Consider the following 24,492-nt stretch of genomic DNA (forward strand, 5'->3'; position numbering starts at 1 on the left):
CTTGTTGTACACCCGTACAAACCCTTTGCCGGTTGCGCAGGTGTTCCACAGGTGCGCTACCAGTGCACCATCGGCAAGCCGGCCACGGGCGAGGTGAAGAAGGGGATCGTGGTGCCCATCAGGCTGCCGATGTACACCGTGCGCAGGTCCGGTCCGCCGAAGGTGACGCTGGCCATCCAAGGCGCGAGCGTGCCGCGCGCGCGCAGCATGTCTTCGGCGGTGAGCGTGCCATCGTTCATGTGCGCGAGCAGCACCCTCGACGCTTCGGGGTTGCCGTCGTCGAGCAGCAGACGCCTGTCGCCCTGCGGTGTGAGCGCGATCAGCTGGTCGGTCATCACCAGCGTGCACCACAGGTTGCCGAAGGCGTCGAACGCGATGCCGTCAGGAAAGCCGCCGAGGTGCGACGGCCCGAACACCTCGCGCCCGCTCAGACCCACGCCCTGCGCCGACTCCACCACCCGCATGCGGGAGATGTGCGGGCCGGTGGTCTCCACGATGTAAAGCCACTCCTCGCGCGCGTCGAGCCGGACCTCGTTGGTGAAGTGGAAACCGTCGGCCACCACGCGCAGGCCGCGTTCGTCCACCACGGCGATGTAGCCGTCGCGCACGCGGCTGCTGGCCGCCGCCGTCCACGGGTTCACGCGGGTGGACACGGTGAGCCAGATGCGGTTCCTCGAATCGCGCAGCACGAAGTTGACCTTGCCGATCGGCTGGCCGTCGATGGTGTCGTGCAGCGTGCGGGTCTGGCCGTCGCGGGTCATCACCTCCAGCCGGTCGGTGCCGAAGTTGGAGATGAGCACGTCACCGTTGGCCGCGAACGCGAGGCCGTTCGGCAGTGTGCCCTGCGTGTACTTGGCCTCCATGTCACCGGCCGAAGCGTGTGCCGCTGTGGCGAAGCGCTCGTCGGCGCGCTGGCCGATGAAGCGTTGCGAACCGTCGGCCGCGATGCGCGTGACGCCGCCGCGCGCATCGGCGGCCCAGAGCGTGCCGTCGCGCTCGGCCAGGATGCACTCGGGCCGCTGCAGGTCGTGACCGATGGTACGGATCGCGGCGCGGTCCACCTCGAAGCCGTCCAGCGGGTTGTGCGATGAAGGCATGCGGGCTCCTGGATGCGCCGCAGGCTGCGGCGGTGCACCGCATTGAACGGGTCTGCCCGTTTCTTGTACAACCGTACAAACCCTAGGCGCGGCGTGGCGATGCGGCGAATAAGCTCGCCGCATGTCCGCCCCCTACGTGCCCCAGATCCGCCTCTACCAGCAGTGGCTCGCCGAGCAGCGTGGCCTGCGCTTTGACAGCTACGACGACCTCTGGCGCTGGTCCATCACCGACCTCGATGGCTTCTGGCAGAGCATCTGGGACTACTTCGATCTGCGCTCGCCCACACCGCACACGGCGGTGCTCGCGAAGAACGTGATGCCCGGGGCATCGTGGTTCACCGGCGCGCGCATGAACTACGCGCAACAGGTGCTGCGCCATGTGCAGCCAGCGCACGAAGCGGGCTTTGTCGCGATCGTCAGTCGCAACGAGAAGGGCCGGCACGTCGAACTGAGCTGGCCTGAACTGCGCCGCCAGGTCGCCTCGCTCGCGCAGCACCTGCAGGCGCAGGGCGTGCAGCCGGGCGACCGTGTCGCCGCCTACCTCCCGAACGTTCCCGAGGCCATGGTCGCGTTCCTCGCCACCGTGTCGCTGGGTGCGGTGTGGAGCATCTGCGCACCCGACATGGGCACCAACGCCGTGCTCGACCGCTTCCGCCAGATCGACCCGGTGGTGCTCATCGCCTGCGATGGGGTGAGCTACGGCGGACGCGACCACGACCGCCTGGCGGTCGTGGCCGAGCTGCGCGCGGCGCTGCCCACCGTGCGGCATGTGGTGCTGCACGCCAACCTCGCCGAAGGCGAGGCCGCGCAGGCCCAGGCGCTGCAGGCCGCCGCACCGTGCACCAGTTTCGCGGCCGCCACCGCGCGCGACGACGTGGCCACCGCCGCTTTCGAGCCCATGTGGCTGCCGTTCGATCACCCGCTGTGGATCGTCTATTCCAGCGGCACCACCGGCCTGCCCAAGCCCATCGTCCACGGCCATGGTGGCACGGTCATCGTGGGCCTGGCGCTCAAGGTGCTGCACAACGACGTGGGCTGCAGTTACCAGCCCAACAGCTGGGGCGAGCGCTTCCACTGGTACAGCTCCACCGGCTGGGTGATGTGGAACGCGCAGACCAGCGGCCTGCTCAACGGCACCACCTGCGTCATCTACGACGGCAACCCCGGCGGCAGCAAGGAGCGGCCCGACTGGACCACGCTTTGGCGCTTCGCCGCCGAACAGGGCGTGACCTTCTTCGGCGCCGGCGCCGCGTTCTTCGCCAACTGCCTCAAGGCCGGCGTGGACCTCGCCACCTGTGGCGACCTCTCCGCCGTGCGCGCGCTCGGCACCACTGGCTCACCGCTGTCGGAAGACGCGCAGCGCTGGGGCACCGAGCAGTTCCACCGCATCGCGAAGAACGAGGTGCAGAAGGACGATCGGGCGCCGGGCCGCCCCCAGCCGGATCAGCCCCCTCGGGGGGCAGCGACCCGCACAGCGGCGGAGCATGGGGGCGACATCTGGTGGTGCAACATCAGTGGCGGTACCGATTTCGCAGGGGCCTTCATTGGTGGCAACCGCGACCTGCCGCAAACCCCGGGCCGCATGCAGTGCCGCCTGCTGGGCTGCGCGGTCGAGTCGTGGAACGAGCAGGGACAGCCGGTGATCGACGAGGTGGGCGAACTGGTGTGCGCGCAGCCCATTCCGTCCATGCCGCTGTACTTCGTGGGCGACGCCGACAACAAGCGGTTGATCGGCAGCTACTTCGACATGTACCCGCCTGGGCAGGGACGCAAGCCCGGCGGGGGGGATCTCGGCCCCGAGACCGGCGCGGTGTGGCGACATGGCGACTGGCTGCGCATTGGCGCCGATGGGTCCTGTGTCATCTATGGCCGCTCCGACGCCACCATCAACCGGCACGGCCTGCGCATGGGCACGAGCGAGCTGTACAGCGCGGTCGAGGCGCTGCCCGAGGTGATGGACTCGATGGTGGTTGACCTCGAGTACCTCGGCCGCGAGAGTTACATGCCACTGTTCGTGGTGCTGCGCGAGGGGATCGTGCTGGACGCGGCGCTGAAGGCGCGGATCAACGACAGCATCAAGACCGCGCTGTCGCCACGCTTCGTGCCGAACGATGTGTTCCAGGTGGCGGAGATTCCGCGCACGCTGTCGGGCAAGAAGCAGGAGTTGCCGATCAAGAAGCTCTTGCTCGGGCAGTCGCTGGAGAAGGTCATCAACCGCGAGGCGATGGCGAATCCGGGGTGCCTGGACTGGTATGTGAGGTTTGCGGCTTCGCGCTCTGTTGCGTAGGGTTGCGTGCTTGCACCTCGCGGGCTCGCAAGCACCGGGCGCTCTGCTCCGCGACTGTCCCCCGGCGGCTGGTGCCGCCGCCCCGGGGGACAGCCGCGGAGCCGGGTACCCCCTTGCCTCCGGCCTTTCTCGCCAACGCACGGAAAAGGACATTCAATTCGCGACAGTGAAACGCGCACGCACGTGCTTCGGCTTCTCCACCTCGTCCACGATCGCCACCGCCAGATCGGCCACCGAGATGCCGGCCGGCGCCTCACCAGCACCAGGCAACAGCTGGTCGCCACCCGTGCGGTACTGCCCCGTGCGTTCGCCCGGGGCCAGCGCGATGGGGGGCGACACGAAAGTCCATTCCAGTTCGGTCTCCCCACGCAGGCGCGTCAGCAGATCGCGCGCCGCCAGCGCACCCTGCTTCCACTCGGCAGGGAATTCCGGCGTGTCCACCAGCTGCAACCCGGGCGCCACCTCCAGGCTGCCCGCACCGCCCACCGCCAGCACACGCTTCACGCCCGCCTGCCGGGCGCCCGCCAGGATCCCGTCGTAACCCAGGCCGAACAGGCGGTGGATGTCCGCCTCACCCCAGCCCGGGTTGTAAGCGCTCACCACAGCGTCGTGACCAGCGACGGCGCGCGCCACCTGGGTGGCGTCGGTCACGTCGGCCTTCACCACCTGCAGCCCCGGCTGCGCGGCGATTTTTTCGGGGTGGCGGGCGAGGGCGGTCACGGCGTGGCCGCGCGAAAGCAGTTCGGTGAGCAAGGCGCTGCCGACAAAACCGGTGGCACCGATGAGGGCGATCTTCATGACAAGGCTCCTGAGACAGTTGAGATGTATCCAGTGTCCCACCTACACAAAGAGACCGATAGACGGCAGAATCGTCTATCTTTATTTAGAAAATCTACAAAATGAGCGACGCCACCGCCTGGACCGACAAGCTCAAGCGCATGGCCCTGTTCGCCGAGATCGTCGACAGCGGCTCCATCAGCGCCGCCGCGCGCCGCGTGGGCAGCACGCCATCGGCCGTGAGCCAGCAGCTGCGCCTGCTCGAAACCGCGCTGGGCCTGGTGCTGCTGCACCGCTCCACCCGCCGCATCACGCTCACGGAGGCGGGCGAGCGCTACTACCCGGCCTGCGCCGCCATGGTGGCCCAGGCCCGCAGCGCCGACCAGGCCCTGGAACGCCTGCGCGACGAGCCCGAGGGTGAGCTGCGCCTGGCCGCGCCCATCGGTTTCGGGGAACTGCTGTCCACCGCGCTCGAACCGCTGCGCCGCCACCCCCGCCTGCGCCTGCACCTGCTGCTGGACGACACGCCGATCGACCTGATCGGCGAGCGCGTGGACCTGGCCCTGCGCGTGGGCCGCTTCACCGATTCGGCGCTGGTCGCGCGCCGGCTGGGTGAACTCCAGCGCCAGCTGTGTGCGGCGCCGCGCTACCTGGCCGAACGCGGCTGGCCGCGCCACCCGGGCGAACTGGCGGGCCACGACTGGCTGGGCCTGCCACCGCGCAGTGGTGCCGTGGACGTCCTGAGCTTTCAGGGACCGCAAGGCACCCGGGAAGAGGTGCGCGCCGAGCCACGCCTGCTCGCTTCGCAGGTGACGGCGTTGCAGGCGATGGCGGTGGCGGGCTGGGGCCTGTATGTGGGCATGGCCGACGACGTGCGCCAGCCCATGGCCGAGGGCCGGCTCGCACCCGTGCTGCCGGACTGGCGGCTGGAACCTGCGGCGGTGTTCGCCGTCACGCCGCGCCGAGACGAGCAGCCGGCCAAGGTGCGGCACGCACTGCAGGCTCTACAGCAGCATTTCGCGGCACGGGCAGTCTGACCCGCACTCAGACCGTGATCAGTTTCGCCATGCCAAAGCCCACCACACCCAGTTGAACCAGGTTGAGCAGCATGCCAATGACATGCAGCCGCTAGAACCGCGAGATGGCGCCGGGCTCGTCGGCCGCGATGGCTTCTCGCAGTGCGTCCATGCGAGGGAGGAACCAGCGCCGTATGGCGAACACGACCGCGGCGACACCACCGAGCGCGAATGCCGTCGTCATGCGACCCAGCACCGCATGGGCCACCGCGCTGGCGCTGGCGGCCACGATGATGACCGCGTAGTAGTGGTGGAACATGCCGCGCACGAAACGCCCGTCCAGGGGGGTGTCGTGTTTCAGGATCAGCAGCGGTGGCGTGGCCAGGGCGAAGAACCCCATGGGGAAGAGCAGCGCGACCACCGACAGCAACAGAATCACGTTGGACAGCACCCCAGTCTCCTCGTCGCCTTGTCCTGGCGTGGCAGGGCGCTGCTCATGGACGGCCGCGCTCGCCAAAATCGTCGGTTCGCGGGCTTACCGCGGGCTGACGGGCGCGGGCTTCAGCGCCGGGACACCAGCACGATGCCCGCCGCCACGCCCACCAGTGCCACCCCCAGCTGCAACGTGAGCGGTTCGCTCAGCAGCACCACGCCGAACACCAGCGCGAACACCGGCGTCAGGAAGGTGAAGGTCGACATCTGCGTGGCCGGGTAGTGCCGCAGCAGCCACATCCAGGTGAGGTAGCTGGCGAACGCACCCACCACGGTCTGGATCGCCAGCGATCCCCACGCGCGCGCGGAGTAGTCGAGCGACCACACCTCGCCCAGGGCCAGCGAGACGATGGGCGCGGTCAGTGCTGTCACCGCCACCTGGTAGAAGAGGGTTTTCTCTGCGCTTGCGCCGGACAGCTTCGTGGCGCGGATCGTGAGTGTGGTCAGGCCCCAGAGCGCGCCAGCGCCCAGCGCCATCGCGTCGCCGATCCATTGGCCCGCCACGGGCGAACTGTGCGTGAAGCCCTCGCTGAACGCCAGCGCCACCGCGGCGAACGCGATCACCAGGCCCACCCACTGGATGCGCCGCAGACGCTCGCCCGGCACCACGCGCGGCAGCAACAGCGCGACCACGAACGGGCTGGTGTAGAGGAACACGGTGAGTCGCGAGGCGGTGGTGTGCAGCAGCCCGAGGTAGATGAAGGTGAACTCGGCGGCGAACAGCGCACCGGCGACCAGACCGGCGCCCAGTGTGCCGTCGCGTGCGAACAGTGGCACGCCACGCGCCCGGCACCACAGCCCGATCAGCACGGCCGCGGCCCAGAAGCGCAGCGAGGCCTGCCACAGCGGTGGCACTTCGGCCACGGTGTCCTTGATGAGGATCTGCTGGAAGCCCCAGAAGGCGCAGCACGCCACAAGCAGGGTGATGGCGAGCGAGTCGAGGTGGGTCTTGCGTTGGGCCGGCGTGGTCATGCGGGCGATTGTCGGTGCGCGCCAGTGTCCCGGCTGTCGCCGGGGCTTCGGGTGTTCAGCCGGGCTGCGCGAGCCGGCGCAGCTGTTCCTTGAGGCGTTGCACGTCGGAGGCATCCAGCGTGCCCAGCACCGCTGCCTCGTGTTGGCGTGCCAGGGCCATCAGCGGCGTCACCTTCCGCTGCCCGGTCTCGGTGATGCGGACCAGCGTGCGGCGCTGGTCCGCGGGGTCGTCGCTCAGAGAGACCCAGTCTTGCGCGGCCAGCCGTTGCACCAGCCGCGTGACGGTGGGTTGCTGGCTCAGCACTTCGTGCGCCAGCTGCCCCACCGGCATGGGCGCCTGGCCGGACAGCGTGGCCAGCACCCGCCATTCGATGCCGCTCAAGCCGGCCTCCCGGACCACGGCCTCGAAATCCTTGAACAGCGCGTGATTGGCCTGGCCCAGCAGGTAGCCCAGGTAGTCGTCGACGAACCGTGAGGGGGCAGGGCCCGCACGCTCCGCCGCTGCGCGGGTCACTGCCCCCCGAGGGGGTTGAGCCGGCCTTGGGGCGGCCCGGCGGCCGTCCCGCTCGCCCTCACGCTCCGCCGCGGCACCGCGCCCTGGCCGCGTGTTCACAAGGGGTGTTCCGTGTAGAAGCGTCCGCCGTGGAACAGCAGCGGCGAAGCGCCGGAGCGGTGGGTGCAGCGTTCCACCTCGCCGACGAAGATCACGTGGTCGCCCTCGGCGTACTGGCTTCGGTTGAAGCATTCGAAGCTCGCTGCCGCGCCATCGAGCACAGGCGCACCGTTCACGCCTTCGGTGAAGCCCACGCCCGCCCAGCGGTCGGTGTCGCGCGCGGCGAAGCGCTCGGCCAGCATCTGCTGATCGGCCGCGAGCACGTTGATGGCGTAGTGCCGGCCATTGGAGAACGCCGCGAGCGAGCCCGCCAGGCGCGACAGGCTCCAGAGCACCAATGGCGGCGACAGCGAGACCGAGTTGAAGGAGTTGGCCGTGAGGCCCAGCAGGGCCCCGCTGTCGGTGCGCGCGGTGACGATGGTCACGCCCGTGGCGAACATGCCCAGCGAGGCGCGGAACTCGGGCACCGAAAAATCAGGTGGACGAGCCTGGAGACCGGCGGATCGGGCTGGGGACATGGTGGAAATTTATATGAAAAATCATGAATAATGGCAAGGCCGACCACAGAAAACTGACGCAAGCCGGCCACGACCAGGAGACCCCCATGCTGCAGGAGCGGATTGAACCCGCCTGGATAGACGCCTTCGAAACCCTGTTGCGCCGTTGCGCCGCGCAGCCCGGCGACACTGTGGCCATTCTCGGTGAAACCCAGAGCCGGCCGGTGCTGATGGAGCTGGCAAGGCTTGCCGCAGCGCGCATCGGCGTGCACAGTTTCACGCTCACGTTGTCTTCTGTCTTCAGCACGCACGAGCCCGTTTCCCGCTCTACCGGTGCCAGTCCGGCCATCCAGCAGCTCGCGCCGGTGATCGCCGCACTGGCGGGCTGCACGCTGGTGGTGGACTGCACGGTCGAGGGCCTCATGCACGCGCCCGAGCTTCCTGCCATCCTCAAGGGCAATGGCCAGACGCAGCCGCGCGTCGTCTATGTGAGCAACGAGCATCCCGAGGCCCTGGTGCGCCTGCTGCCCGACAGCGCCACCGAGGCGCTGGTGAAAGACCACGTGAGACGGGTGCGCGGTGCCCGGGCGTTGCGCGTCACCTCCGCCGCCGGCACCGACCTGTCCATCTCGCTGCAGGGCTCGGTGGTGGGCGGCAACTGGGGCACCACCACGCGACCCGGCACGCTCACCCACTGGCCGGGCGGCATGGTGCTGGCGTTTCCCGCAGCGGGCAGTGTGAACGGCACGCTGGTGCTGGCCGAGGGCGACGTGAACCTCACCTTCAAGCGCTACATCGAGCGCGCGATCACGCTCACGATCGAGAACGACCACGTCACGCGCATCGATGGCCAGGGTGTCGATGCCGAGTTGCTGCGCAGCCACTACGCCGCATGGAACGAGCAGGCCGCCTATGCCGTGAGCCATGTCGGTTATGGCCTCAACGACGCCGCTCGCTGGGACAGCATGGCCCTGTACGACAAGCGCGACTTCAACGGCACCGAACTGCGCGCCTTCGCCGGCAACTTCCTCTACAGCACCGGCGCCAACGAAGTGGCCGGGCGCCACACGCGCGGGCATTTCGACTTTCCTTTGCGGGGCTGCACGGTCGCGCTCGATGGCTCGGTGGTGATCGACGCAGGGAGGGTGGTGGCGTGATCCCGAAGTTCACCACCCTGGGCAGTGGCCCCACCACCGTGCTGATGCTGCACGGCATTGGCGGCGGCCACGTGGCCTTCGCGCCGCAGGTGGAGACACTGGCCGCGGCCGGTTACCGCGCCGTGGCCTGGGATATGCCGGGCTACGGCCACAGCGCACCCATCGAGCCCTACACCTTCAAGGGTCTGGCGCAGAGTTGCATCGATCTCATCGACGCGCTGCGGTGCGAGCACGTGGTGCTGCTCGGCCACAGCATGGGCGGCATGGTGGCGCAGGAAGTGGTGGCGCGCCGGCCCGAGCGTGTGAGCCGGCTGGTGCTCTGCGGCACCTCGGCCGCGTTCGGCAAGCGCACCGATGGCCGCAATGCGGACGCGTGGGCGAAACAGTTCGTCGCGCAGCGCACCGCGCCGCTGGACGCGGGCCAGAGCATGGCCGAGGTGGCGCAGAAACTGGTGCCGCAGATGGTCGGCCCCGGCTCGCTGCCCGAGGGCGTGCGACTGGCCGAACACTGCATGGCTGGCGTCCCCGCGGCCACCTACCGCCGCGCGCTCGACTGCCTCGTCACCTTCGACCGCCAGGCCGCGCTGGGTGGCATCGGTGTGCCCACGCTGCTCGTGGGCGGCGAGTTCGACCGCGTGGCCGCGCCCGCCGTGATGAAGCAGATGGCCGCCGCCATTCCGCGCGCACGCTACGCCGAACTGCCGGGCATTGGGCACCTCATGAACCTGGAGGCGCCCGACGAGTTCGACGCGCTGCTGCTCGACTTCCTGAGCGAGCCGGCGAGCGACCGCTCGCGCGACACGCACTGATGTCGACACTCCCCTGCGCCGCTGACGCGGCTTCCCCCCTCCGTGGCGCGCCTTTGGCGCTTCGAGGAGGGACAGCACCTTGGGCCGGCAGAGCCGGGCCCTCGATGCTTCTGGATGGCGTTGTTTCGTGCGTTGCGGTTCGCGCGCCGAGGCGATGAAAACGGAGATTCAAGGAGACTGCCCATGAACGCGCCAATGCCGAACGCCTCCGCGCTGGACTTCATCCCCGCTGTCGGCGACATGGTCTTCACGCCTTTGCAGTGTGAATTGCTGACCACCGCGCACCGCCTGGGCCGCGAGAAGTTCGCGCCACGCGCCGCGCAGTGGGACCGCGAGGCCAGCTTTCCCTTCGCCAACTACGACGACCTGCGCAACGCGGGCTTTCTGAAACTGTGCGTGCCCACCGCGCATGGCGGTCTTGGCGCGGACTACGCCACCTACATGATGGTCGCGGCCGAGATCGGGCGCTTCTGCGGCGCCACCGCGCTCACCTGGAACATGCACATCTGCAGCACGATGTGGACCGGCGTGCTGGCCGACGGTATTCCCATGACCGACGGGCAGCGCACCGAACACCTGGCACGCCGCGAACTGCACTTTCGCCGCGTGGTGAACGATGGCGCGATCTACGCCCAGCCCTTCAGCGAAGGCAGTGCCGCCGCGGCGGGGCGCGCGCCTTTTGGCACCACCGCGAAGAAGGTGGAGGGGGGCTGGCGCGTCAATGGCCGCAAGATCTTCGCCAGCCTCTCGGGTGCGGCCGACTACTACGGCATCCTGTGCACCGAGGACAAGGGCGACGACCACCCCGATGCGCGCGACACGCTCTACCTCAGCGTGCCGGCCACCAGCGCGGGTTTTTCCATCAGCGGCGAGTGGGATCCGCTGGGCATGCGCGGCACGGTCAGCCGCAACCTCGCGTTCAAGGACGTGTTCGTGAGCGATGCCGAGCAACTCATGCCGCGTGGCATCTACTTCAAGGGCGCACAGACCTGGCCGGCCATGTTCTTCACCCTGGCGCCCACGTACCTGGGCCTGGCCACGGCGGCCTATGACTTCACGGTGAAGTACCTGCGCGGCGAAGTCGAAGGCGAACCGCCGGTGAAGCGGCGCCAGTACCCCACCAAACAGATCGCGGTGGCGCAGTTGCGCATCCAGCTCGAAGGCATGAAGAGCCTGTTCGCGCGCGCCATCGCCGAGGCCCGGCCCAATCCATCGAAGGACGAGAAGCTGCGCCTATACGCCGCGCATTACAGCGTCATGGAAGGCGCCAACGACATCGCGCGGCTGGCCATCCGCACCTGTGGCGGGCAGAGCATGATGAAGCACCTGCCGCTGGAGCGCCTGTACCGCGACAGCCGCTGCGGCGCGCTCATGCTGCCGTGGACGGCCGAACTCATCCTCGATCGCATGGGGCGCGAGACGCTGTACGAGGCGGGGGAGCGCGACGAATGAGAGCCGCCCCTCGGGTGCCACGCACCTAGAATGGCCCGATGTCTTTTCGCGTTCATCTGCCGCGCCATGTGTTCCCGATCGCGCTCGCGCTGCTGGGTTGCGTGAGCGTCGGTGCGCATGCCACGCCACCGGCTTCAGCCACGTCCGCATCACCCTGCGAAGCGTTTGTCGCGCGCCTGCCCAACCTCAAGCGCCCTCTGTGCGACGCCGCCGAACTCAAGCCCACCGAAGGCCGGTCGGTGCGCGGTCGCACGATCTACGCGCGCGATGTGATCGCGCCCGAGGCAAAGTTGCGCGTGCTGGTGGTGGGCGCCATCCATGGCGATGAGCTCTCGTCGGCGTCGGTCGCGCTGCACTGGATCCAGCACGCGGTGAAGATGCCCGCCAACGCGCACTGGCGTTTCATCCCCGCGCTCAACCCCGACGGCCTGCTGTCCCGCCCGGCGCGGCGCATCAACGCCAACGGCGTCGACCTGAACCGCAACTTCCCCACGCCCAACTGGCACCGCGATGCCAAGGTCTATTGGGAAAAGCGCACCGGCAAGGACCCGCGCCGCTGGCCAGGCAAGGAGCCGCTGTCCGAACCGGAGTCGCGCTTCCTGCATTCGGAGATGGCAAGCTTCCAGCCCCACCTCATCGTGAGCATCCACGCGCCCTACGGCGTGCTCGACTTCGACGGCCCCGGCGTGCCGCCGCCCAAGCTCGGTCGCCTTTACCTGGACCAGGTCGGCATTTTTCCCGGCAGCCTCGGCAACTACGGCGGCGTGCACCAGGGCATGCCAGTCGTCACCGTGGAACTGCCCAGCGCACTGCGCACGCCGCTGGACGCCGAGATGCGCCAGATGTGGATGGACATGCAGCGCTGGATGGCTGAGCGGCTGCGACCTGAAGAGGCCCCGCCGCTGGTGCCGGTGAAAGCCCGCAAGACGGGCTGATCATCAAGCCCCCGGGGCGCCACCCACGAGCGACCACAGGGCTTCGGCCGATTCGGTCATTTCCATCGGCTGGCGGTACAGGCGGATCTGCATCGGCAGCGCCCATTCATCGCCCCCCGCCACCGCGAGCTGACCGCCCTGTAGTTCGGCCGCCACCAGACTGCGTGGCAACCACGCGATGCCCCGGCCCTCCAGTGCCATGGCCTTGAGCACCACCGCATGGTGCGAAGAGAAGACAGTCTGGTGTTGTACATCACCGCCTGGCAGCGGTGGCAGGCCGGCCTGCAGCATGCGGCCCAGTCCTGAAGAAGCGTGGTACGCCAGGAGGGGCAAGGCCTGGTCGGGCGGCACATCGTCGAGGTGGAATGGCGGTGCGCCATCGGGCCCGAGGGCAACGACAGGCAGCAGCGTGTCCTCACCAATCGGCTGCATGGGATGGCCCGATGCCTCCAGCCGCCCCGGCATCGCGGGATGGCCATGGCACAGCAGAAACTGCACGCTGCGTTGCAGCAGCAGGTCCTCGCAGGCGGCCAGGTCGTTGGAATGCATCTGCACCGTGCGCGGGCCCAGCGTCTGCTCGACGCGCGAGAACCACGCAGGGAAAAAGGCCAGTGAGAGCAGGTGCGTGGCCGCGAAGCGAAGGCCGGCCGCGGCTTCGTCGTGCGCGGCGCGGGCCAGGCTGCGTGCCGATTCGAGCCGGCCCAGCAACTCTTCCAGCAGCGGCTTGAACCGCTGCCCGGCCGGTGTGAGCACGGTCGGGTGCTCGCTGCGGTCGAACAGCGGCACACCCGTCCACTCCTCCAGCGACTTGATGTGGCGGCTGAACGCCGGCTGGGCGATGTGTCGGGCCTGCGCGGCCCGCGAGAAGTTGCCCGTCTCGGCGAGCGCGAGAAAGTCCTCCAGCCATTCGAGGTCGAGCGGTCGGTTGCCTGGGCCCATGGTTGTGGTGCTTGAGCGCAGATAGATGTATGCGATTCGGGTATTGGACGGGGCAGGCCCCGGCGGGAATGATGCCACCCATCGCTTCTTCCTCCCCTGGCAACACCATGAAAATCGTCGACATCGCCGAATCCACCCGTCCGATCAAGTCGGACATCCGCAACGCCTACATCGACTTCTCGAAGATGACCCTGAGCCTCGTGGCGGTGGTCACCGACGTCATCCGCGATGGCAAGCCCGTCATCGGCTACGGCTTCAATTCCAATGGTCGCTACGGCCAGGGCGGGCTCATCCGCGACCGCTTCCGCCCGCGCGTGCTCGAAGCCGATCCGGCCAGCCTGCTCGACGACAGCGGCGAGAACCTGGACCCGCACAAGGTCTGGGGCCGCATGATGATCAACGAGAAGCCCGGGGGCCATGGCGAGCGCTCGGTGGCTGTCGGCACCATCGACATGGCCGTGTGGGACGCTGTCGCCAAGATCGCCAACAAGCCGCTCTACCAGCTGCTCGCCGAGCGCTACGGCAACGGCACGCCGAACCCGCGCGTGTTCGTCTACGCCGCCGGCGGCTACTACTACCCGGGCAAAGGCCTCGACGGCCTGCGCAAGGAAATGGAAAGCTACCTGGAACGCGGCTACTCGGTCGTGAAGATGAAGATCGGCGGTGCGTCGCTCGCCGACGACTGCGAACGCATCGAGTCCGTGCTGCAGATCCTCGGCCCGGGCCAGCAGCTCGCGGTGGACGCCAACGGCCGCTTCGACCTCAAGACCGCCATCGAGTACGGCAAGGCCCTGTCGCAATACCCGCTGTTCTGGTACGAGGAGGCCGGCGACCCGCTCGACTACGAACTGCAGGCCGAACTGGGCAAGGTGTACGCAGGCCCCATGGCCACCGGCGAGAACCTGTTCTCCATGCAGGATGCGCGCAACCTGATCCGCCACGGCGGCATGCGCCCTGACCGCGACTGGCTGCAGTTCGACTGCGCGCTCAGCTACGGCCTCGTCGAATACCTTCGCACGCTGGACATGCTGAAGGAATATGGCTGGTCACCCAGCCGCTGCATTCCCCACGGCGGCCATCAGATGTCGCTTGCCATCGCGGCAGGCCTCGGCCTGGGTGGCAACGAAAGCTACCCCGACCTGTTCCAGCCCTACGGCGGTTTCCCGGACGGCGTGACGGTGGAGAAGGGTCATGTGACCCTGCCCGCGTTGCCCGGGATCGGGTTCGAGGGCAAGTCGGATCTCATTTCCGAGATGCGGGCACTGGCGAGTTGAGGTCGCCCAGCTGCGCGCCGTCCACAGGCGCCAGCAGCCAGTTGGCGATGTCGCCGCCGAGTCCATACGTCGCGATGCTCACCATCTTGCAGGTGCTGCGCGGCACGCCAAAGTACAGGAACGAATGGCGCTGCGCATCGAAATGCACGGGCGTCGCGTCCACCCGCTCGAGCACGCCATGCAGTCGGACGATCTTCGGCCCGCCATACAGACCGCCGGCGTTGGCCAGAATGTCGGTGATCTCGATGCGCAGCGTCGGTGCACCCGCCAGCGCCTCGGACGGCATGGGCACGGCGAACTCGTAAGGGGCTTCCAGCTGCTCCTGGAGGGCGTTCGTGAGTGAGGTGGGGATGTCGCAGTTGTCGTCGGCCTTGCTCAGTTGCAGGCCCGCCGGCGTCTTGCCGTAGGTGATGGCCGGAAGGATGACGGTGTTGCGCGCGGTGGCCGTTGCCTCGGGCTCGTCGGGTTCGGCGATCGCAGGTCCGCGGGAGCCGCAGGCGGTGAGCAGTGATGTCGTCAGGATGGTGCCGATGAGGGTGCGGGTCTTGATGTTCATGGAATTGAAGCGAAGTGTTTCCTGGTCGTGACAACTTCCGAGGTCAGAAAGACGCGCTCACACTGAAGCCCGCGACGGCGCTGTGTGTGCGGAAGTACGTGGGTTTGCTGACGGGCTGGCCGATGAAGAGGTCGTAGGTCAACGGCTGGACATTGCCGCGCAGGCCGATCACGGCCCCGGTCAGATGCCGGCCGACGAGGAACTGGGTCGAGGGGCCGCTGACAGAGCCATGGTCCAGGCCCAGGTAGATCTCCTGACCCGAGTCGCCCAATGTCCACGACAGGTCATTGCGCAGGAACCAGCCCCGCTCGGCTGAGAGGGATGACTCGCCATCGAAACCGCGGACGGTGTAGCGCCCGCCGATGGCGAAGCGATCTTGCGGAGTGAGTGAGGTGCCGTTGCGTTGCACACGCACCGTGCCCGTGTAACGCAGCTGTTGTTCGCCCAGCGCGAACGGAGCGCTGAGGTTCACGTCCAGGGTGGTCACGCGCATGCGTGAGGTGCCTTCGTCGAAGGCTTCCTCGGGTGCCGGGATGGCGCCAAACGCTGCCGTGCCGCGCTTGTGCGCCAGATTCAGATCCAGCGTGGTGCGGCCGAAGAATGCTTTGTGGGCCAGACCGACTTCCCAGCCGCCGGTCGCGCGACGCTGGGTTTCAACTTCAGTGTCATCGATGAAGTTGCTGGAGCGACGCAGCCAGGCTTTGAGGCCGACGGTGGTCTTCTGGCTGGCATTGCGGTGCAACAGGCGCGAGAGTTTGATTTCGGCGTTTTCACTGCGACCGCTGTAGACGTAGTCCTGACTGAGGCCTGCCACGTTCTGGTGGTACCGGTTGCTGGACTGCGTGAACGCCAGCAACCAGTGGTGCCAGGGCACCGAGTAGTGGACGGTGTGACCGCGCGTGCCTCGCGCGCCTGGACTGCCGCCGCCCAGGTCATGGTTCAAGGTGACATAGAACAGGTCGTTGAGCGTCCACCAGTGGTCATAGCTCAGGGTGGTGCTGCCCTGGTATCTGCCGGTGGCCTTGGAGCCACTGTCGTCGAGCGTGGCGTTGAAGCGAAAGGGGAAAGCCTGACGCCAGGTGATGACGAGGTCGCTCCGGTCTGGCGTGTTGGCGGGCGCGATCTGGATGTCGGCCTCGACAGTCGGTATGCGCTTGAAGTTTTCCAGCGCCTGTTCGAGGTGACGCAGGTTCAGAACGTCACCTGGATGGGCGGGTACCGCGTTCAACGCGGTGGCGCGCGAATCGGGCTGGCCGAAGCGGATGGAACCGATGCGCCCTGGCAGCAGGGTGAGCGCAAGACGCCCGCTGGCGAGGTCCTGTTCCTGGAAGACGATGCGTGAGGTGACGTAGCCTCTTTCGATCAGATCCCGTTGGGCGCGGCTGGCCGCGACGTTGAGGCCGTTGCTGCCCAGGCAGCGCCCGACAGCCGGATCGGTACCGGAGACGAGGCCGTCGAGCACCCATGGGAAGGACTCGCTGGCATCACCGACCAGCGTGATCTCACGGATCGTGATGCATGGCGACTCGCTGTCGGGCCATGGCCTGACGGGCTCTGGCGGGCTGGGGATGGTGGCCTGGGACCCGGGTTGCAGGAGGCCGCGCCGTGCGCCTTCGCGCTCTTGCTGAAGGCGCTCTTGCTGCTCGCCCTGTTGCCGCACCTCCGGTGCCGGTATGACCGGAAACTGTGCATGCGCGGCGTTGGTGACCATCAGGCAGGACAGCGTCCAGCCGGGCCAACGGGATGAAACTGCGCGAGCGCCAACAGCGCGTACGCGCGCTGAAAGACGCCGTATCGACAAACTCACTCCCTTGCTTTGCGGGTGCGCACGCGGGCTTGGGTAAAGCCCGCAGCGCGAGGCGCTCAGGGTTTTGTCCCGAGGCCGCAGGTGAGTCTATGAGGCACGGCGCCTTGTGAGCGCGTTGCGCACAGAGTGAGGGGTGGAATTCACGGAGTGACCAACCTGTGGAACGAATCGCATGGGCACGTTGGGCAGGGTGGCCTGAGCTTGTGCTTCAGCTTCGCACGGAGGACTTCGTTTGCAGGCGCGGCACGCTAGCCGATGCGTAGGTCCTGGTGCGCGTTCCGGAGCCCTGGAATCCAAAGTTCATCGCCGGCTGTTCGCCGTTGATGAGCTCGGCGATGGCCTTGCCCGAGCCGGCGCCGTGCGTCCAGCCCAGCGTGCCGTGGCCCGCGTTGATCCAGAGCTTGCGCAGCTTCGTGCGACCGATGAGCGGAATGTTGGTGGGGGTGGCTGGACGCAGGCCGCACCAGAACTGCGGATTGCCGTTCTCTTCGGGTGTGCGCGTGTCGGCCACGCCCGGGAACACCTCCTCGATACGGCGCACCAGCATCTCGCAGCGCGTACGGGCCAGCGGTGTGTCGAGTGCCAGATCGAAGCCGCCAAGTTCGATGGTGCCTGCAACGCGCAGGTGGTTGCCCAGCCGGGACACCGCACATTTCATCTGGTCATCGAGCATGCTCACCGTGGGAGCACGCTCCGGTTGCAGCAGCGGCAAGGTGGCGCTGTAGCCTTTGCCGGGGTAGATCGGGACGTTCACATTCACCGACTTGAGCAGGGGTGTGGTGTAGGCGCCGCAGGCCACGACATAGGCATCGGCCTTGAGAACGCTCGCCATGCCCGTGTTGCGGTTGCGCACGCGGATCTGGCGCACTTCCTGGCCGTCGCTCTCCAGTTTTTCGATATCGTGCCCGAACAGCAACTGGGCGCCGCGCTGGGCGCACAGTGCGGCGAGTTTCTGGGTGAACACGCGTGCATCGCCCGATTCGTCGCTCTGTGTGTACGTGCCGCCGACGATGCGGTCGCCGAACGACCTCAGCGCCGGCTCGATGGCCAGCAGTTCATCGCGGGAGACCACGCGGCGCTGAACGCCGAAGCGCTGCATCACGGCGGCGGCATCGGCTGCGCCGTCGAACGATTTCTGGTCGGTGTAGTAGTGCGCAATGCCGCGTTCCAGGCGGTTGTATTCGATACCGGTGTCGGCCACCACGTCCTTCAGGGCCGCATGACTGTAGGCGCCCAGGGCAACGAGTTGCGCGACGTTGCGCACGAAGGCCTTGTCATTGCACTGCGCCAGGAACTGCAGCCCCCAGCGCCATTGCGCCCAGTCCAGCTGGGGGCGGAACAGCAGCGGAGACTCGTCCGAGAACATCCACTTCAGGGTCTTGAGCGGAGCGTCCTTGTTGGCCCAAGGCTCGCAATAGCTCACCGAAATCTGCGCGGCGTTGGCGAAACTGGTCTCGAGTGCCGCGTTGGGTTGCCGGTCCACCAGCGTGACATCGTGGCCCCTCTGCAGCAGGTGCCAGGCTGTGCTGACGCCGATGATGCCCGCACCCAAAACCGTAACTTGCATGATCCGCTCCATGAAAATGGGGATGGTGAAAGCGCTGGAGTATGGGAACAATCGCTGTTTTGTTGAAGCGGAATTAAACTAAAATCCGATTCATCAGAATAGCTAATGTCCCTTTTGGGGCCGCATCCTGTTTTCGCCCTGGAGGTTCCATGAGCACCTTTGATCCGGACGCACTTGAATGTCTGGCAGCCATCATCGAAGAAGGTGGCTTCGAGCGCGCCGCGCAGCGCCTTTCCATCACGCAGTCCGCTGTATCGCAGCGTTTGCGAGCGCTTGAGGCCCAGGTCGGCACCGTGCTGATCGTGCGGAGCCGCCCGCTCAAACCTACGGCAGCAGGGCAGCTCATGCTCAAGCACGCCAAGATGATGCGGTTGCTGAGGGCAGATCTCGAGAAGGACCTCAAAGAGCTCGCGCCGAGCACCACCGGGAACGGCCGCGACGAGGAGCGCGTCTCGGTGGCCATCAATTCCGACAGCATCGCCACCTGGGCCTTGCCTGCACTCGATTCGCTGGCCCAAGGCGGTCTGCCGATCGAAATCATTGCAGACGACCAGGAGTTCACGCACGAATGGCTTCGGGAAGGTCAGGTGCTGGGTTGCGTCACCTCGCTTGGCCAGGCGCTGCGCGGTTGCAGGATGGAGTCGCTGGGCACCATGGACTACGTGGTGGTGGCCGAGGCGGGCTACGCGGCCGAACATCTGCCCAAGGGCTTGAGCGCGCACAACTTCCACAAGGTGCCCTTTGTCACCTTCAACCGCAAGGACAACCTGCAGCATGCCTTCGTGGTCAAGGCGTTCGGTTTGCCGCGCGTGATGCTCAAGCAAGTCTTTGTGCCGTCCTGCGAAGGTCAGGTGCGCGCAGTGCAGGCAGGGTGGGGCGTGAGCGTGGTGCCCGAACTGCGCGTTCGCGATCTGCTTGCCCGCGGCGAACTTGTGGATCTGGCGCCGCGACACCGCCTGGGCGTGGCACTGTACTGGCATTGCTGGAACCTCAATTCCGACGTGCTGGACGCCCTGAGCACCGCATTGCGGCACGCCGCGAGCGTCAATCTCAAGGGCGCCAATGCACTGGCGGCATGACGGTTCCTAACTCCCCTGCCTGAAAGCTGACTTTGTAGTCACAACGTCGACGCTGTCGTCGATCTGATGCAGAATCCAGAATCTGTCAAGAGACTCCCATGGTCAGCGTCACTTCTTCCAAACCCCCCGCTCCGGCCAAACGCAGCTTCCGCGAGCAGATGCACCTGGCTCGCGAGGACGCGATCATTACCGTCGTGAACCGCCTGCTAGCCGAGAAGGGCTTCGAGGCGATGACGCTGGATGAGGTAGCGATCGAGGTGGGGGTCGCGAAGGCCAGTCTCTACAAGCATTTTTCCAGCAAGGAAGACCTGGCCAGCGCGGCGATGGTGCGGATGATGGACCGCGCACGCGCATTTCTGGACAAGCTGCAGAGCGATGCTGCCGACCGCCGGCCGGTCGATCAGCTGAAAGCTGTCGCGCGCTGGACCATCGAGGTGCAGCTGGCCGGTGAAATGCCGTCGCTGCCCAGTCAGAACTCCAGCCTGCGGGCGGTACTGACCAACAACAAGGCCTACGTGGATGGGCTGATGGACATCAGCGACCGGCTGGGCGCCTGGATCATCGCTGCGCAGGCCGACGGCAGCCTTAACCGGGCACTGCCGCCCATCGCCGTGCTCTACACGCTGTACGCGCGGGGCTGTGATCCGGTGCTTGGATTTCTCAAGGGCACCGGCCTGTATGAGGACGAGCAGATCACCGAGATGGTGCTGAGCACCTGCTTCGAAGGATTGCAGTCACGTTGACCCCCGAGCCGCGCGCATGAAAAAGGGTCGCATGCAGCGGCCCTTTTTTTGATGGGTGTGGGTTGCTTCAGCGGACCAGCAGCACCGGCACGCCACAGTGGGCAAGCACCTGCGTGGCGACCGAGCCCATCACCAGATTGCCCAGCGCGCTGTGGCCGTGCGAACCCATGACGACGAGGTCGAACTTGCCAGCGTCGGCCACCTTGGAGATCTGCTCACCGGGTGAGCCCACCTTGTGGATGGCCTTGGCGTCGATCCCATGGCGCTTGAGAAACTTGGCCACCGCGCTCGTCACCTTCCTGGACTCTTCTTCGTAGTACTCGTTGGCGGCGGCGGCACCCACAGCCGCACGTGCGCGAGGGGGCAGCGGAGCCTGCACCGTGATCATCGAAATGGCGTTGTTGGGGCCGAACATCTCGTCGTGGGTCGCGAGGTAGGCCAACATTTTCTTGGTGTAGGTGCTGCCATCGACAGCCAGCAGGATCTTCATGAATGCATCTCCTTCATGGTTAAGTCAGGGTTAAGTGTATGCCCTTGTGCGGTGCGCGCTTTGCGCTGGCTCAAAGGGGTTGACTTCTCCCCACGGGCACCTCGATCAATTGCTGTGGAAGAAACCCGCCCTGCTCGTTCTTCATCGCATAGCCCAATGGGTTGGCCACGATGCGGCAGCGACCCACCTTTACGTCGGTCGGGCAATGCAGGTGTCCATGCAGCCAGAGGTCTGCCTGAGGCAACCAGTCGTCCAGGCGGTTGCAGAAACCGGCGGTGCCCGGGGTCAGGCCGTAACGCGGGTCTGCGCTGTGCAGGGTGGGGGCAAAGTGCGTCACCACCACCGTGGTGCCGTCGAACGGTTCCGCGAGTGCGCCACGCAGCCAGTCCTGGCACTCCAGCGCCAGGCCGCGCATGGCTTCGGCGTCGAACAGCGTCCCGTTGCGCTGGCCCGCCATCTTGGTGAGGTAATGGTTGGCCGCGCGATAGGCCTTTTCCCGGTCGCCCAGCGCGTCGTAATCGCTCCACAGCGTGGTGCCGATGAAACGCACACCCTCGATCACCCGGGATTCGCGTTCCAGCCAGATCAGGCCGAGCCGCTCACAGGCTGCACGCAATTGCGCATGCGCCTTGTCGATGTCGAGCGCGTCGTACTCGTGGTTGCCTGGCACGAAGAGCACGGGCACGGGCCAGTCGGCGAAACGGCCCAGGCCCCAGTCGGGCTCGCCCATCGCGCTGCCATCGCGGCGCAGTTGGTACGAGCCCACGTCTCCCGCCAGCACCAGCAGATCGGCGCCCGGGGCAGGTGCCGGTGTGAAGTCGGGGTTGGCTTCGAGGTGCAGGTCGCTGAGCAGCTGGAGGTTCATGGGCACATTGTGGTGCAGGGCGCTCAGGCCTTGCCGGGCCTGAAGCCAATGGTGGCCGCCCGTGCCACCTTCTCGCGCAGCCAGCGGTGGGCTGTGTTCTGGGTGGCCTGCCGGTGCCAGAGCGAATCGACGTGCACGGCGGGCACCTGCAGCGGCAGGTCGCACAAGGCGAGCTCGTGTTCCATGCCGGTCGCGCCGACGAAGTGGCGCGGCAACACCGTGAGCAGGTCCGTGGTGGCGACCACCCGGCCTGCGGTGAAGAACTGGTTGACGGTCAGCACGACACGGCGTTGCCGGGAAACGGCTGCGAGGGCTTCGTCGACGAAACCGAATGGACGGCCGGAAAAGCTCACCAGCAGATGGCGGGCCGAGCAGTAGGTGTCCAGGCTCAGGGGCTTGCCCGCCAGCGGATGGCCTCGCCGCATCACGACCACGTACTCGCCGTCGTACAGGCGTTGGTGATGGAAGTGCGGGTTGTGCTCCTGCAGGTGCAACGCGCCCAGCTCGGCCAGCACGCCGGGAAAGTGGCCGATCGCCAGATCGGCGGTGCCCGTCTCGAGCAATTCGCGAGGGTCCCGTGTGGTCAGCGGCAGCACGCGCAGGTTGGCGCCGGGCGCTTCACTTTCGAAGAGGTCCATCAGGCCGGGGATGAGTTTGGCTGCGGTGGCATCTGCCATCGCGAGCACGAAGGCATTGCGTGCGCTCGTTGGGTCGAAGGTGCCGGGCGCCAGCGACTCGCGAAGCATGTGCAGCGCATCGCGCACCGTGGGCCAGAGTGCCAGCGCGGCTGCTGTCGGCTCCACGCCATAGCCCGAACGCCGGACCAGTTCGTCGCCCAGCGCCTCGCGCAGGCGGCGCAGCGCATTGCTCACCGCCGGCTGCGTCATGGAGAGGTTGTTGGCTGCGCGTGTGAGATTGCGCTCGGTCATCACCTCGTCGAAGACGCGCAGCAGGTTCAGGTCCAGCGTGCGGAAATTCAGGTTATTCATCACTTGGATGAATATAAAACATCACAAAGATAAAGTGGAAAGATACAAGGGTTAACCCTAGTATTGCGTTGTCCAAAAGACATTTTTCTTTTTTCTGGAGTTCGCCATGAGCACTTTCGCTTCCCTTCCTTCTGCCCCGCTGGGCCTGCGCCCGGCTTCCACGCCCGCGCAAAAGGGTGTCGACGGCATTCAGCGCCGCAACGACAGTGCGCGTGGCCTCTCCGTCATGCTGCTGGCAGCCGTCGTGGCCGCCATGGTCGTGGTCGCCGATCGCCTGATCAGCACCTGGGCCGACGGCCAACTGTTTCTGGCCTGGGTCTTCCTCTGGGTCGTGGTCTTCGCCGGCATGGCGTTGTTCGCCGACACCGCCCGTTCGCTGGCCCGCCGCGCCGTGGTGTCGCTGGACGGCTGGTCGCAAGCCCTGGCGGAAGCCCGCGCCGAAGCCCGTCTCTGGGAGATGGCCCGCATGGACCACCGCCTGATGACCGAGCTGCTGGCCGCCCGCACGCAAGCCGAGACGGCTGCCGACGAACCGGTTGCTGTTTCGCAGACGCCGACCTTCGCCGAAGCGCTGGCACCCCTGGGTCTGCCGGAGGCACCCAAGGCCGCTGAGCCAGAGATGGGCTTCTGGGAGCGCCTGGGTACTGCCCGTGCACGCAACCGCCTGATGTACTACATCTGAAGCGCCACGCGTGACCCGTCCTGCCATAGGTTGACACCTATGAAGGACACACAGCCGGCGTGATCCAGCCGGCAACAGACGCCCGATGAACCTCATCGGGCGTTTTCAATTTTAGGGACAGGTGCGGTCTCTCTTGGTTGTAGATCTGCACGGCCTGCTGGACCATCCGGCTGGCCTGGGTGAGATCGGCAGGCCGGTGCAGCAGGAACTCCATCTTCAAGATCCCGTTGACGCGCTCGGCCAGCGCGTTCTGATAGCAGTCGTAGCCGTCCGTCATCGAGCAGGCGATGCCGTGGCGGCGGTGGATTTCCTGATCGTCGTTCGAGCAGTACTGGATGCCCCTGTCCGAGTGATGCACCAGCATTTGCCCAGTCTGGCGGCCCTTGAGCGCCACCTTCAGCGCCCGGCTGACCTGCTTGGTGTGCAGGCTGTCGTGCACGTGATGGCCCACGATCTTGCGCGACCACGCGTCCGTCACCAGGCTGAGATAGACGAATCCTTGATCGGTCGGCAGGTACGTGATGTCGGCCACCCAGACCTGCTCGCTGCCGGTGGGGCGCACCTGATCCGGCCCCTGCTTGAGCAGGTTGGGATGACGGCGCAACCGGTGATGGCTGTCGGTGGTCTTGTGATACGCCCGCCTGGGCTGAACCAGCATGTGGGCCTCGCGCAATACGTCCAGCAACGCATCGCGCCCCAGGCTCGCGTTGGCCTGGTGCAGCGGCTGCTTGAGAAGATGGTGCAGCTTGCGCGCGCCCAGCCGCGGCTGGCGCAGGCGCACGGAGCGCACAAGCTCGATCACCGTGTCAGAACGGGCACGGCATTGCTGCTGGTGCTGCAGGTGTTGGTAGTAAGCTTGGCGGCTGACGCCCCAATGGCGGCAAGCCCTCGACACGCTCAGCCCCGGGACGAGCTTTTGCGAGAGGACTTGCCCGAAGGCTTTTTTACGACACGCACCCCATAGTCTTTCTTCAGGACATCGAGCACGGCCTCGAACAGCTGAGCCTTCTCATTGGCCTCGCGAAGCTGGACTTCAAGCGCCTTGATCCTCTGCTCAGGAGTCAGCGGCGCAGCGGATGGAGATGAGGAATTCTTGATCGGTACTGGCATGGGAAGCCGACATGATGCCGAACCCCAGCTCTGGCGGCCATGCTTGCGCAGCCACACCAACACCGTCGAGCGACCCTGGATGCCGTAGCGCTCCTGGGCCTGCTTGTACGTGAGCTCGCCTTTTTCTACCTGGTCGACCACCGACAGCTTAAAAGCCACCGTGTAGTCGCGCTGCGTGCGTTTGATGCCTGATGGGTATTTCGGACCAACGTGACCGCTGGTTTCGGTATCGTGACCGAGGATTTCGGCCCATCGTGACCGACTCCGTTGTCGGTTCATCGTGACCG

Annotated in this window: 24 protein-coding genes; 10 read left to right on the top strand and 14 right to left on the bottom strand. The window is 66.7% G+C overall.

The window, feature by feature from the left end:
• Positions 1 to 56: 56 nt before the first annotated feature.
• Entirely contained in the window at positions 57 to 1,097 is a 1,041-nt protein-coding gene (locus tag J2X09_RS25020; protein ID WP_204734516.1) for an SMP-30/gluconolactonase/LRE family protein, read from the bottom strand.
• Positions 1,098 to 1,218: 121 nt separating this feature from the next.
• Between J2X09_RS25020 and J2X09_RS25025 the strand changes: the two genes are divergently transcribed.
• Entirely contained in the window at positions 1,219 to 3,384 is a 2,166-nt protein-coding gene (locus tag J2X09_RS25025; RefSeq protein WP_204734515.1) for an acetoacetate--CoA ligase, read from the top strand.
• 153 nt (positions 3,385 to 3,537) lie between these two features.
• On the opposite strand, the gene J2X09_RS25030 is transcribed toward J2X09_RS25025, so the two are convergent.
• Complete coding sequence (locus tag J2X09_RS25030; protein ID WP_204734514.1) at positions 3,538 to 4,182, bottom strand: NAD(P)-dependent oxidoreductase; 645 nt, start codon at positions 4,180 to 4,182, stop codon at positions 3,538 to 3,540.
• Between the two features lie 101 nt (positions 4,183 to 4,283).
• Here J2X09_RS25030 and J2X09_RS25035 point away from each other — a divergent pair, with 101 nt between their 5' ends.
• The gene (locus J2X09_RS25035; RefSeq protein WP_204734513.1) at positions 4,284 to 5,198 is read left to right on the top strand and encodes a LysR family transcriptional regulator; all 915 of its coding nucleotides are present in this window, start codon (positions 4,284 to 4,286) and stop codon (positions 5,196 to 5,198) included.
• A gap of 91 nt (positions 5,199 to 5,289) precedes the next feature.
• Here the strand turns inward: J2X09_RS25035 and J2X09_RS25040 are convergent, their stop codons facing one another.
• The 4 genes from J2X09_RS25040 to J2X09_RS25055 form a co-directional block, all read right to left on the bottom strand.
• Positions 5,290 to 5,628 (bottom strand): hypothetical protein, encoded by a 339-nt coding sequence (locus J2X09_RS25040; protein ID WP_204734512.1) that lies wholly within the window; start codon positions 5,626 to 5,628, stop codon positions 5,290 to 5,292.
• Between the two features lie 110 nt (positions 5,629 to 5,738).
• On the bottom strand, positions 5,739 to 6,641 hold the full coding sequence (locus J2X09_RS25045; protein ID WP_204734511.1) for a DMT family transporter: 903 nt from the start codon (positions 6,639 to 6,641) through the stop codon (positions 5,739 to 5,741).
• Between the two features lie 55 nt (positions 6,642 to 6,696).
• Positions 6,697 to 7,155, bottom strand: coding sequence for a MarR family winged helix-turn-helix transcriptional regulator (locus J2X09_RS25050; RefSeq protein ID WP_310309685.1), 459 nt, complete (start codon positions 7,153 to 7,155; stop codon positions 6,697 to 6,699).
• A gap of 95 nt (positions 7,156 to 7,250) precedes the next feature.
• Positions 7,251 to 7,772 (bottom strand): flavin reductase family protein, encoded by a 522-nt coding sequence (locus J2X09_RS25055; RefSeq protein WP_204734509.1) that lies wholly within the window; start codon positions 7,770 to 7,772, stop codon positions 7,251 to 7,253.
• An 86-nt stretch (positions 7,773 to 7,858) separates the two neighbouring features.
• On the opposite strand from J2X09_RS25055, the gene J2X09_RS25060 reads away from it, so the two are divergent.
• The 4 genes from J2X09_RS25060 (at position 7,859) to J2X09_RS25075 (ending at position 12,104) form a co-directional block, all read left to right on the top strand.
• A complete protein-coding gene (locus J2X09_RS25060; protein ID WP_204734563.1) occupies positions 7,859 to 8,908 on the top strand; it encodes a 2,5-dihydroxypyridine 5,6-dioxygenase NicX family protein in 1,050 nt (349 codons plus the stop codon).
• A gap of 44 nt (positions 8,909 to 8,952) precedes the next feature.
• Complete coding sequence (locus tag J2X09_RS25065) at positions 8,953 to 9,717, top strand: alpha/beta fold hydrolase (protein ID WP_204734562.1); 765 nt, start codon at positions 8,953 to 8,955, stop codon at positions 9,715 to 9,717.
• A gap of 195 nt (positions 9,718 to 9,912) precedes the next feature.
• A complete protein-coding gene (locus tag J2X09_RS25070) occupies positions 9,913 to 11,169 on the top strand; it encodes an acyl-CoA dehydrogenase family protein (protein WP_204734561.1) in 1,257 nt (418 codons plus the stop codon).
• 38 nt (positions 11,170 to 11,207) lie between these two features.
• Positions 11,208 to 12,104 (top strand): M14 family zinc carboxypeptidase, encoded by an 897-nt coding sequence (locus J2X09_RS25075; RefSeq protein WP_204734508.1) that lies wholly within the window; start codon positions 11,208 to 11,210, stop codon positions 12,102 to 12,104.
• A 3-nt stretch (positions 12,105 to 12,107) separates the two neighbouring features.
• Here the strand turns inward: J2X09_RS25075 and J2X09_RS25080 are convergent, their stop codons facing one another.
• Positions 12,108 to 13,043 (bottom strand): LysR family transcriptional regulator, encoded by a 936-nt coding sequence (locus tag J2X09_RS25080; RefSeq protein WP_204734507.1) that lies wholly within the window; start codon positions 13,041 to 13,043, stop codon positions 12,108 to 12,110.
• A gap of 107 nt (positions 13,044 to 13,150) precedes the next feature.
• On the opposite strand from J2X09_RS25080, the gene J2X09_RS25085 reads away from it, so the two are divergent.
• A complete protein-coding gene (locus J2X09_RS25085; RefSeq protein WP_204734506.1) occupies positions 13,151 to 14,317 on the top strand; it encodes a mandelate racemase/muconate lactonizing enzyme family protein in 1,167 nt (388 codons plus the stop codon).
• Here J2X09_RS25085 and J2X09_RS25090 read toward each other — a convergent pair.
• The 3 genes from J2X09_RS25090 to J2X09_RS25100 form a co-directional block, all read right to left on the bottom strand.
• Positions 14,286 to 14,873, bottom strand: a complete 588-nt coding sequence (locus tag J2X09_RS25090) for a hypothetical protein (protein WP_204734505.1) — start codon at positions 14,871 to 14,873, stop codon at positions 14,286 to 14,288. The two genes, J2X09_RS25085 and J2X09_RS25090, sit on opposite strands and share 32 nt — an antisense overlap.
• 43 nt (positions 14,874 to 14,916) lie before the next feature.
• Positions 14,917 to 16,584 (bottom strand): ShlB/FhaC/HecB family hemolysin secretion/activation protein, encoded by a 1,668-nt coding sequence (locus J2X09_RS25095; RefSeq protein WP_204734504.1) that lies wholly within the window; start codon positions 16,582 to 16,584, stop codon positions 14,917 to 14,919.
• Between the two features lie 304 nt (positions 16,585 to 16,888).
• Entirely contained in the window at positions 16,889 to 18,247 is a 1,359-nt protein-coding gene (locus tag J2X09_RS25100; protein WP_204734503.1) for a D-amino acid dehydrogenase, read from the bottom strand.
• A gap of 149 nt (positions 18,248 to 18,396) precedes the next feature.
• Here J2X09_RS25100 and J2X09_RS25105 point away from each other — a divergent pair, with 149 nt between their 5' ends.
• Both J2X09_RS25105 and J2X09_RS25110 read left to right on the top strand, forming a co-directional pair.
• Positions 18,397 to 19,326, top strand: a complete 930-nt coding sequence (locus J2X09_RS25105) for a LysR family transcriptional regulator ArgP (protein ID WP_204734502.1) — start codon at positions 18,397 to 18,399, stop codon at positions 19,324 to 19,326.
• A gap of 98 nt (positions 19,327 to 19,424) precedes the next feature.
• A complete protein-coding gene (locus tag J2X09_RS25110) occupies positions 19,425 to 20,069 on the top strand; it encodes a TetR/AcrR family transcriptional regulator (RefSeq protein ID WP_310309691.1) in 645 nt (214 codons plus the stop codon).
• A 67-nt stretch (positions 20,070 to 20,136) separates the two neighbouring features.
• Here J2X09_RS25110 and J2X09_RS25115 read toward each other — a convergent pair whose 3' ends face one another.
• The 3 genes from J2X09_RS25115 to J2X09_RS25125 form a co-directional block, all read right to left on the bottom strand.
• Positions 20,137 to 20,559: a universal stress protein gene (locus J2X09_RS25115; RefSeq protein ID WP_204734501.1), complete on the bottom strand. Its 423-nt coding sequence runs from the start codon at positions 20,557 to 20,559 to the stop codon at positions 20,137 to 20,139.
• A gap of 70 nt (positions 20,560 to 20,629) precedes the next feature.
• The gene (locus J2X09_RS25120) at positions 20,630 to 21,424 is read right to left on the bottom strand and encodes a metallophosphoesterase (protein ID WP_204734500.1); all 795 of its coding nucleotides are present in this window, start codon (positions 21,422 to 21,424) and stop codon (positions 20,630 to 20,632) included.
• A 23-nt stretch (positions 21,425 to 21,447) separates the two neighbouring features.
• Positions 21,448 to 22,413 (bottom strand): LysR family transcriptional regulator, encoded by a 966-nt coding sequence (locus J2X09_RS25125; RefSeq protein ID WP_204734499.1) that lies wholly within the window; start codon positions 22,411 to 22,413, stop codon positions 21,448 to 21,450.
• Positions 22,414 to 22,519: 106 nt separating this feature from the next.
• Between J2X09_RS25125 and J2X09_RS25130 the strand changes: the two genes are divergently transcribed.
• The gene (locus J2X09_RS25130; RefSeq protein WP_204734498.1) at positions 22,520 to 23,095 is read left to right on the top strand and encodes a hypothetical protein; all 576 of its coding nucleotides are present in this window, start codon (positions 22,520 to 22,522) and stop codon (positions 23,093 to 23,095) included.
• Between the two features lie 37 nt (positions 23,096 to 23,132).
• Here the strand turns inward: J2X09_RS25130 and J2X09_RS25135 are convergent.
• A protein-coding gene (locus J2X09_RS25135) for an IS3 family transposase (RefSeq protein ID WP_374726532.1) occupies positions 23,133 to 24,448 on the bottom strand; the annotation gives its coding sequence in 2 pieces (ribosomal slippage) (positions 23,133 to 24,028 and positions 24,028 to 24,448; 1,317 coding nt in all).
• Positions 24,449 to 24,492: the final 44 nt, after the last annotated feature.

Origin of the sequence: Hydrogenophaga laconesensis, assembly GCF_031457235.1 — a bacterium.
Classification (GTDB): domain Bacteria; phylum Pseudomonadota; class Gammaproteobacteria; order Burkholderiales; family Burkholderiaceae_C; genus Hydrogenophaga; species Hydrogenophaga laconesensis.

Bases quoted from the DNA above. Each gene is read 5' to 3' on its own strand.
- J2X09_RS25020 (WP_204734516.1), bottom strand. From the start codon at position 1,097: ATGCCTTCATCGCACAACCCGCTGGACGGCTTCGAGGTGGACCGCGCC.
- J2X09_RS25025 (WP_204734515.1), top strand. From the start codon at position 1,219: ATGTCCGCCCCCTACGTGCCCCAGATCCGCCTCTACCAGCAGTGGCTC.
- J2X09_RS25030 (WP_204734514.1), bottom strand. From the start codon at position 4,182: ATGAAGATCGCCCTCATCGGTGCCACCGGTTTTGTCGGCAGCGCCTTG.
- J2X09_RS25035 (WP_204734513.1), top strand. From the start codon at position 4,284: ATGAGCGACGCCACCGCCTGGACCGACAAGCTCAAGCGCATGGCCCTG.
- J2X09_RS25045 (WP_204734511.1), bottom strand. From the start codon at position 6,641: ATGACCACGCCGGCCCAACGCAAGACCCACCTCGACTCGCTCGCCATC.
- J2X09_RS25055 (WP_204734509.1), bottom strand. From the start codon at position 7,772: ATGTCCCCAGCCCGATCCGCCGGTCTCCAGGCTCGTCCACCTGATTTT.
- J2X09_RS25060 (WP_204734563.1), top strand. From the start codon at position 7,859: ATGCTGCAGGAGCGGATTGAACCCGCCTGGATAGACGCCTTCGAAACC.
- J2X09_RS25065 (WP_204734562.1), top strand. From the start codon at position 8,953: ATGCTGCACGGCATTGGCGGCGGCCACGTGGCCTTCGCGCCGCAGGTG.
- J2X09_RS25070 (WP_204734561.1), top strand. From the start codon at position 9,913: ATGCCGAACGCCTCCGCGCTGGACTTCATCCCCGCTGTCGGCGACATG.
- J2X09_RS25075 (WP_204734508.1), top strand. From the start codon at position 11,208: ATGTCTTTTCGCGTTCATCTGCCGCGCCATGTGTTCCCGATCGCGCTC.
- J2X09_RS25080 (WP_204734507.1), bottom strand. From the start codon at position 13,043: ATGGGCCCAGGCAACCGACCGCTCGACCTCGAATGGCTGGAGGACTTT.
- J2X09_RS25085 (WP_204734506.1), top strand. From the start codon at position 13,151: ATGAAAATCGTCGACATCGCCGAATCCACCCGTCCGATCAAGTCGGAC.
- J2X09_RS25090 (WP_204734505.1), bottom strand. From the start codon at position 14,873: ATGAACATCAAGACCCGCACCCTCATCGGCACCATCCTGACGACATCA.
- J2X09_RS25095 (WP_204734504.1), bottom strand. From the start codon at position 16,584: ATGGTCACCAACGCCGCGCATGCACAGTTTCCGGTCATACCGGCACCG.
- J2X09_RS25100 (WP_204734503.1), bottom strand. From the start codon at position 18,247: ATGCAAGTTACGGTTTTGGGTGCGGGCATCATCGGCGTCAGCACAGCC.
- J2X09_RS25105 (WP_204734502.1), top strand. From the start codon at position 18,397: ATGAGCACCTTTGATCCGGACGCACTTGAATGTCTGGCAGCCATCATC.
- J2X09_RS25110 (WP_310309691.1), top strand. From the start codon at position 19,425: ATGGTCAGCGTCACTTCTTCCAAACCCCCCGCTCCGGCCAAACGCAGC.
- J2X09_RS25115 (WP_204734501.1), bottom strand. From the start codon at position 20,559: ATGAAGATCCTGCTGGCTGTCGATGGCAGCACCTACACCAAGAAAATG.
- J2X09_RS25120 (WP_204734500.1), bottom strand. From the start codon at position 21,424: ATGAACCTCCAGCTGCTCAGCGACCTGCACCTCGAAGCCAACCCCGAC.
- J2X09_RS25125 (WP_204734499.1), bottom strand. From the start codon at position 22,413: ATGAATAACCTGAATTTCCGCACGCTGGACCTGAACCTGCTGCGCGTC.
- J2X09_RS25130 (WP_204734498.1), top strand. From the start codon at position 22,520: ATGAGCACTTTCGCTTCCCTTCCTTCTGCCCCGCTGGGCCTGCGCCCG.